This window comes from Paenibacillus phytohabitans (assembly GCF_013141775.1).
In the GTDB taxonomy this organism is placed as follows: domain Bacteria; phylum Bacillota; class Bacilli; order Paenibacillales; family Paenibacillaceae; genus Paenibacillus_AQ; species Paenibacillus_AQ phytohabitans.
The window spans coordinates 63,818-72,090 of sequence record NZ_WHOB01000079.1; the positions used below are offsets into that span (position 1 = coordinate 63,818).

Annotated in this window: 6 protein-coding genes; 3 read left to right on the plus strand and 3 right to left on the minus strand. The window is 54.2% G+C overall.

The window, feature by feature from the left end:
- Positions 1-227: 227 nt before the first annotated feature.
- Both GC101_RS26945 and GC101_RS26950 read left to right on the plus strand, forming a co-directional pair.
- Positions 228-3,578, plus strand: a complete 3,351-nt coding sequence (locus GC101_RS26945; RefSeq protein WP_343049832.1) for a DEAD/DEAH box helicase — start codon at positions 228-230, stop codon at positions 3,576-3,578.
- 190 nt (positions 3,579-3,768) lie between these two features.
- Entirely contained in the window at positions 3,769-4,350 is a 582-nt protein-coding gene (locus tag GC101_RS26950; protein WP_171719837.1) for a thioredoxin family protein, read from the plus strand.
- Positions 4,351-4,869: 519 nt separating this feature from the next.
- On the opposite strand, the gene GC101_RS26955 is transcribed toward GC101_RS26950, so the two are convergent.
- A complete protein-coding gene (locus tag GC101_RS26955; protein WP_171719838.1) occupies positions 4,870-6,477 on the minus strand; it encodes an exosporium glycoprotein BclB-related protein in 1,608 nt (535 codons plus the stop codon).
- A gap of 40 nt (positions 6,478-6,517) precedes the next feature.
- Positions 6,518-6,877 carry a hypothetical protein gene (locus GC101_RS26960; RefSeq protein WP_171719839.1) on the minus strand — a complete coding sequence of 120 codons (360 nt, stop codon included), beginning with the start codon at positions 6,875-6,877 and terminating at the stop codon, positions 6,518-6,520.
- A 230-nt stretch (positions 6,878-7,107) separates the two neighbouring features.
- Here GC101_RS26960 and GC101_RS26965 point away from each other — a divergent pair, with 230 nt between their 5' ends.
- Entirely contained in the window at positions 7,108-7,413 is a 306-nt protein-coding gene (locus GC101_RS26965) for a hypothetical protein (RefSeq protein WP_039310734.1), read from the plus strand.
- Between the two features lie 407 nt (positions 7,414-7,820).
- On the opposite strand, the gene GC101_RS26970 is transcribed toward GC101_RS26965, so the two are convergent.
- A partial coding sequence (locus GC101_RS26970) for a collagen-like protein (protein WP_216626762.1) occupies positions 7,821-8,273 on the minus strand: 453 nt, incomplete at its 5' end.

Here is an 8,273-nt window from a genome sequence, read left to right on the forward strand (position 1 = left end):
GGTGAATGATGTTGTCCGGGCAAATAGAGCACCCCAGTCCGCTGCTATCCATCAAGATAACTCCCGCATTGCTTAATTCTTCAGGACAGAGCAGACAGAACTGCTCTCAGCATAAACCCTTTTGAAGGCGTACGCCTGTTCTGTTATTATGGGTACTATAACGATTGTCAAACGGGACAAACCAGGCTTTGACTTGGGAGCAAGTTAGCCATCAGGAATAGAAGGAAGTGAGGATTACATTGGGTTTCCAGGTACCGGAACGGGTAATCAAGCTGCTGTGCGGCAGAGCCGCTTTTGATCAGGGGGTAGCTTATTATCACGCTCATAAGGTTGATCTTATCTATACAGAGCACAACGATGAAGGGGAATATTCGAAATACCGCGCTGCGGTTCATGGTCTGGAAAGCCATGAAGTAGTGCTGACCATAGATAGTGACGGTGATGTTAACGGGGAGTGTACCTGCCCGGCCTACTACCGCGGCGGACCTTTCTGCAAACATATTGCAGCTGCACTGGTTAGTGTCCTTTATCTCGGCAAAGATATGGACATGGGCCAGACTCCCGATCCGGATGGGCAGGAGCCGGAGGCGTTCACGGGAGAGACCGGTATACTTACACCCCGCCATTCCGGCTCTGCCGGAGACGGATACACCGGGCGCAGTGGGGACCGGCAGCTGGTGAGCAGCATGCTCGGGATGTTCACCGGAGTGCGGCAGCGGCCGAGCGGAGCCGGAGCTTATATGGATCTGCGGACACCGCTTCAGGTAGAGTTCATCTGCAAACCTTTCTCTTACAGCTTCGGCAGCACAATGCTGGGCATAGAACTGAAAGTAGGCCCTAAGCGCCTCTATATTGTGCCCAAAATCCGGGGGTTTCTGGAACGTGTTCACCGGGGTGAGCCTTTTGAATTCTCCAGACATTTCAGTTATGATCCCGCCCTGCACAGCTTCTCGAAGGAAGATAATGAGGTGCTCGTGAAGCTGATTGAAATCATGCTGAATGAAAAAATATACCGCAGCAGCATCAGCCCTTACGCTCCGCATACCGGCACCTCGGGAAATGAACGGCTGCTGGCTGTTCCTCCCTTCTTCTGGGAGAGCCTGCTGCCGGCACTCTTGGCTGTACCTGCAGCCCGTCTGCAGCACGGCCAGGTCCTGCACGAACGTCTCTCTCTCTCCGCTGAGGCTCTTCCGCTGAGCTTCCAGTTCGATCAGGCGCAAGGAGAGGGGTACCGGCTGGATGTCCAGGGGCTTCAGCAGCTTACGATTCTGGAAGATTACGGGCTTGTCTTGTCTGAGGGCAAGCTGCTGAAGCTGCCGGCGCAGGAATGCGGGCGTCTCGCTGAGCTGAAAAAGCTGCTGAACCCCTCGCGGCAGGACGGAATTGCCATTGCTCCGGAGCAGATGGAGCCATTCATGGAGGGCGTCATTCCCGGACTCAAAAAATTGGGCCAGGTGTTTATTGCCGAAGCCATCGCGGACCGAATCGTTCAGGCGCAGCTTCACGCCAGACTCTATCTCGACCGGGTCAGAGACCGGCTGCTCGCCGGGCTTGAATTCCAATATGGGGGGATTGTCATCAATCCGCTGGATGAGAAGGCGCATGAGCGGAGCAATGAGGTGATCCTGATGCGGGATGGGGAGGCCGAACGGCGGATTCTCGACCTGATGGCCCATGAGTCCTTCGCACGGACAGAGAGCGGATATATCATGCGGGATGAGGACGGGGAATTCGATTTTCTCCACCATACCATTCCGCTGCTGGAGCCGCTGCTTCAGGTCTATGCCACTACTGCGGTCAAGGAAAGAGTACTTACGGAGCATGCCATGCCCAAGGTCAGCCTGAGCTGGAATGAGAAGACCGACTGGCTCGACTTCAAGTTCAGCATGGATGGTATTCCGGAGAAGGATATTGTGCTGGTGCTGAAATCCCTGCAGGAAAAGCGTAAATATTACCGGCTGCCGGATGGAGCACTGTTGCCGCTGGAAACTGCAGAATTCCTGGAAATTATCGCCCTGATGAATGAGCTTGGCGTTCAGAACGGGGATTTCAATCATGCAGAGTTCTCCCTGCCGCTGGTGCGGGGCCTTCGCCTGCATGCGGATACCGGCAAAGGCGATTCCGTCCAGATCGGCCGGTCGTTCCGGCGGCTGCTGGCCAATATGGCGAGTCCCGAGAATCTGGACTTCCCTGTGCCGGAGAGTCTGGCCCCTGTACTCCGCGACTATCAGCAGTACGGCTTCCAGTGGATGAAGACGCTGGCCCACTACCGCTTCGGCGGCATTCTGGCGGATGATATGGGTCTCGGCAAAACGCTGCAGAGTATCGCCTTCCTGCTCTCCGAGCTTGATGATATCCGTCAGGGCGGAGTCCCTGCGCTCATTGTCACCCCGGCCTCGCTGCTCTACAACTGGCATAATGAGCTAAAGCGTTTCGCTCCGGACATCAAGGCAGCCATTGCCGACGGCAGTGCGGATGAACGCAACCGGACGCTGCGGAATTCAGCCGGCCATGATGTCATCATTACCTCTTATCCGCTGCTGCGCAGAGATGCCGTGGATTACGCCAAGCGGTCTTTCCATACCCTCATCCTGGATGAAGCGCAGATGATTAAGAACCATGAGACGCAGACTGCCCAGGCAGTTAAGCTTCTGCAAGCCCGGTACCGCTTCGCGCTTACGGGAACGCCGGTGGAGAATGCGCTCGAGGATCTGTGGTCAATCTTCGGCGTGGTATTTCCCGGGCTGTTCCCCGGCAAGAAGGCGTTCCATGACCTTCCCCGGGAGACTGTGGCAAAGCGTATCCGCCCCTTCCTGCTGCGCCGCCTCAAAAGCGAGGTCCTGAAGGAGCTGCCGGACAAAATCGAATCACTGCAGGCCTCTGAGCTGCTGCCGGAGCAGAAAAGGCTCTACGTCGCTTATTTGGCCAGACTGCGCAAGGAAGCGCTCAAGCATCTGGACAGCGACAGCTTCGGCAACGGCCGGATCAAGGTCCTCGCCGGTCTCACCCGGCTGCGCCAGCTGTGTTGCCACCCCTCCCTGTTCGTGGACGGGTACACTGGAGGATCGGGCAAATTCGAACAGCTGCTGGAGATTATCGACGAATGCCGCAGCTCCGGCAAACGGATGCTGATCTTCTCACAGTTCACGCAAATGCTGGGGATGATCGGGCGCGAACTGGCCCTGCTGGGTGTGCCGCACTTCTATCTGGACGGACAAACACCGGCTTCCCAGCGTACCCAGCTGTGCACCCGCTTCAATGAAGGGGAACGTGATCTCTTCCTGATCTCGCTGAAGGCAGGCGGCACCGGCCTTAATCTGACCGGAGCCGACACGGTCATTCTCTACGATCTGTGGTGGAATCCGGCTGTCGAGCAGCAGGCTGCGGACCGTGCCCACCGGATCGGACAGAAGAAGGTCGTGCAGGTCATCCGCCTGGTTGCGCAGGGAACCGTAGAAGACAAGATGTACGAGCTGCAGCAGAAGAAGAAGAATCTGATTGATGAAGTAATTCAGCCGGGACAGGAAGCCCTGTCCAGCCTGAGCGAGCAGGATATCCGCGAGATACTCGCGATATGACAACGGCAGGCTTGCAATAGAATGGGTTTCTGCGCCAAATCATACGGTTTCTGTTGCACAAAGTACAATCATGCTGAAGATCTCCTGTGATGTTTGGGGAATGACGGTAATCCTGCTTAGTTTGGAAGCGTTTGGCAAGTCCGGTATAATACAAGGGAAGGCTTGTATCTTATTCAGGAGGTGCTTGTAAATGAGCTTTACATTGGCGCTTGGAGACTCAGCCCCTGACTTCGCCCTGAAGGCGACGGACGGACAGATTTATTCCCTGGAGCAATTCGCGTCCGCCAGGTTCCTGGTTGTTTTTTTCACCTGCAATCATTGCCCGTTTGTAGTCGGTTCCGATGAGCTTACCCGTGAGGCAGCGGAGAAATTCCGCGATCAGGGTGTCCAATTCGTTGGCATCAATGCCAACAGTGAAACCACGCATCCCGATGATTCGTTCGAGCATATGGTTGCCCGGATGGAGGAGCATAAGTTTCCTTGGACTTATCTGCGTGACGATACGCAAGAGACCGCCCGGGCCTATGGCGCACTGCGCACGCCCCACTTCTATATCTTCGATGAAGCCCGCAAGCTGGTCTACACCGGACGCGGCGTTGATAATCCGCGCGAGACCGGCAAGCTGACCGTCAACAATCTGGATAACGCCCTGACAGAGCTGGTATCCGGGCAACCGGTCAGTGAACCCCTGACCAACCCTATCGGCTGCAATGTGAAATGGGACGGCCAGGATGCCCACTGGATGCCTGCCGAGGCTTGCGATCTGGTGTAACACGGCCGGCTATATAACCCACACTTATGACAACAACCTAACCAGCTTACTGGTTAATCGCGGCGGGACGAGAGGAATATGTTAATTCCTTACACACCAATTCGTTGCCGGCAGAATGTAGGCTTCTTAGTACGCACGAAGGCATAAATGTTGTACGTTTTGCAACTCTGATCCCTAGATACCTGGGTGTGCGGGAGGATTGTTGTATGAAATACAACAATAGCTTCGTTGATCGGCCTGGAACGAGGGAATTGCTGCCTTTTTTACAACAATTATAGATTTAGGGCGTGTTAATGGGGGGAATGTTGTATTCTGTGCAGGATTTTATTAAAGTTACCTGATCTGTGCCACCAACAGCGGATGAAATCAGAACCCCATACTTCAACATTAGCTACACAGAGTACAAATATACAACTACAATTGAGTTCTCTATGTCATAATTAAAATAGGGACGCTCCCAAGCCTATAGGCTTGGGAGCGTCCCTATTTATTTATTTCCTTTGGCTTGCAGCGCCGGGTTTAGACAATTGTAACTCCGCCGCTGGCATAACCGGCAACCGTTGTCGCTACATCAATTCCGGCTGATACCGTTGCCGAGAAGACCATCAGCAGACGGGTACCGGCAGTGACCGGTATGGCGAGTCCTGTAGTTAATCCACTGCTGATTGTGCCAAGAGCAAGGATACCTGTCAACGGAGGAGCTAAAGTTACTGTGGCGCCTGGTACTGCCGTGAAGCTATTATTGGGTGTAGTCGATTGGAATAATCTCGCAGTTATGGTTACGGTTGAACCCACTAAGCTAAGTCCCGCAGTCGTACTGAAATAGCCTGCCAGCGAGGTAATGGTGCCTGCACGCGGCACTGAGAAAGCAAAGTTGAGTAAGGTTCCAGCCGCACCTGTCAAGTCAATGATCCCGCCTGTAACACTAACACCTGCAGAGCTGCTGCCAAAACCTACAAGACTGGACGTATTCAAGAGTCCGCCGAGTACCGTTGTCAAAGATACTGGAAGGCCGGAAGCATACGGAATGATTGCCCCTGAACCCGTTGCTCCTGTCGCGCCAGTAACACCGGTAACCCCAGTCGCTCCCGCTGTGCCTGTCGCACCCGTAACCCCAGTCGCTCCCGCTGTGCCTGTCGCACCGGTAACACCGGTCGCTCCGGCTATGCCTGTCGCGCCAGTAACTCCAGTCGCTCCGGCTGTACCTGTCGCACCCGTAACACCAGTCACTCCGGCTGTGCCTGTCGCACCGGTAACCCCAGTCGCTCCGGCTGTGCCTGTCGCGCCAGTAACTCCAGTCGCTCCGGCTGTGCCTGTCGCGCCGGTAACCCCAGTCGCTCCGGCTGTGCCTGTCGCACCCGTAACCCCAGTCGCTCCGGCTGTGCCTGTCGCGCCGGTAACCCCAGTCGCTCCGGCTGTGCCTGTCGCACCCGTAACCCCAGTCGCTCCGGCTGTGCCTGTCGCACCGGTAACCCCAGTCGCTCCGGCTGTGCCTGTTGCACCCGTAACCCCAGTCGCTCCGGCTGTGCCTGTCGCACCCGTAACCCCGGTCGCTCCCGCTGTGCCTGTTGCGCCGGTAACACCGGTCGCTCCCGCTGTGCCTGCCACGCCAGTAACCCCGGTCGCTCCGGCTGTGCCTGCCACGCCAGTAACCCCGGTCGCTCCGGCTGTGCCTGTCGCACCGGTAACCCCAGTCGCTCCGCCGCCAGAACCCGTCGCGCCAGTGGCGCCTTGAGCCCCGGTGGCACCCGTTGCTCCGGTAATACCGAAGATTTCGCCCAGCAGTTCTGCAGAAACCAGACGGTGCGCGGTTACCAATGCGCCCGTACTGCTCTTACCCCAGAGCGAAACCTGGACCGGATCATTCACTGTCGCAGGTGTTAAGAATGTAAATTCTAAACCATCCAGATCAGCAAAATAGGTAGTGGTTATCGATTGATTCGGAGCAACATCGATCGCCTCACTGACATAGAGGTTTCTGACGCCGCCGCTCAAATAGTACCCCTGAACCGATACTGTGGAGGCAGTGATATCACTGCGGTTATCAATTCTGACTGTAATCTGGGTAGTTGGTCTCACACCGCCAACCATGTTATTTTCTATCGGTCCCGTGGATAAAAAACTCATCGTTTCAGCACTCCTTTTCCTAGTAGAATGGGATGAATCTCTATACTTCGGAGCTTAATTTCTCATGTGTAACAATGCGATGGGCATTCACCAGCTGGCCGGTAGAAGACTTGCCCCATACTGAAATTCCGATCTCCTCCTCGGTTGCTTCTCCAATCGTAAAAATAAATTCGAACGCATCCAAATCGGCAAAATAATCCCTGGTTACCACTTCATTCGGAGCAATATTGATCACCTCACTTACATACAGTGTTCTTGTCGCTCCCAGCAAGTAGCCCTGAATACTGACTGAAGATCCGGTCATGCCATCACGCTTCACCAGCTTTACCGTAACAGTCTGCGTAGGTCTTACTCCCGAAACGGCATTGTTCTCGATAGGTCCTGTTGATAAAATCGGCATCCCGTCTCATCCCTCCTTCCATATCTAGCATTTACGGCGTGAAACTCAGTTACTAGCGACGGTTGATCTTTAATCGCACAATATAATAATATTCGGGCGTCCTCCGGTCGGTGTGGACATAAGACAGGTTCCATTCACCAATATCTGCGGGGGCGCATATCTTTTAATTAAGGAGAGACCGCCCTTGCTGCCACTTTCCTGCAGAATGACCAACGGAAGAAGGGAGTCCCATGCCCCCTCCTGGAAAAGGAAAGAGACCTGCCGCCAAAAAACCACCGGCCAGCTCCAAAACACAAACTCCAAAAGGGCTTGAGTTCGCGGTGGCTGCCCTTCTTTTGACCGGCAAGCTGAAAGTAGACTCCATCCAGATGTACACGGACGCATCCATGTTCGTCAGTCTGGTAGGCAAATATAAAACCTTAAGTGATCTGAGCAACGACAACGTCGATAAGCTGGTCAGCTTCCTTGATGACAACAGCAGTCTCACCCTTAACGAGATTATGACCGCTTTGAAAAAGAAAGCCGAAAACTCCTGACCACCTAATTAGAAAGTGAAAGTGAGGCGCGGGGATATGGACAGTTTTGACGGGGAGGGTTTCGCCGGAGGTCTGCTGCTGGTGATTGTAATTGCCCTGCTGATTTATGGTTCTACGGACATCAAGAATCTGACCGGTGCGCCTACTGCGGACTAGGCATTTCCTCTGTCAGAGATTCTGAAGAGGTCTCTTGCCGAGCTGGCTTTGTAGTCCATTGCCAAGCGGCATCCATGTGATTACTTATGATACAAAAAGCTACCCTAACTATATTGGGGACAGCACCCTGTTTGTGAGGCTGGGATCGAAACGCCTGGCAAGTTTAAGCAGCCCGTCACCGACAATCCATCGGTGACGGGCTATTTAGCTTCACTGAAATCCGAATATTTCTGAATTCTACTCTGCCAAGCTTAGTTTATTTTTTGAATCAGGATAGAGGCGTTGGCATTGGCTTGTGTTCCGCCTGACAGCGTCTGCAGCGTAATTGCCGCTGAACTGGAATGATTGCGCAGAGTCAGGGAATCTCCCGCTGCCGCTACAACAATCACCATTCCGGGATTGGCCTGAGTTCCGGCGCCGGAACCATATGTGGCGCCCGCAACAGAAGTACCATTTTGAAAAAGTGAAAATTGATTGGGCTCCACTCCCGTTGCGTTGAACCAGACTGCATAATCTCCAGCAGTACCTATAGTAATCACAGAGCTCCCTGCCGTGTGTGTAATCGCCCCAATTATAGGACCATTATTACTAAAAGTAACATCGGCCTCCAATGGAACCGTTTGGGCAGCCAAATTATAAATATACGCATACTCGGAAAGACCAGCCGGACTGGTTCCTGTCGCACCTGTAACTCCAGTCGCGCC

Coding starts and splice junctions, on each gene's coding strand:
- GC101_RS26955 (WP_171719838.1), bottom strand. CDS start 6,477: ATGAGTTTTTTATCCACGGGACCGATAGAAAATAACATGGTTGGCGGT.
- GC101_RS26960 (WP_171719839.1), bottom strand. CDS start 6,877: ATGCCGATTTTATCAACAGGACCTATCGAGAACAATGCCGTTTCGGGA.
- GC101_RS26965 (WP_039310734.1), top strand. CDS start 7,108: ATGCCCCCTCCTGGAAAAGGAAAGAGACCTGCCGCCAAAAAACCACCG.
- GC101_RS26950 (WP_171719837.1), top strand. CDS start 3,769: ATGAGCTTTACATTGGCGCTTGGAGACTCAGCCCCTGACTTCGCCCTG.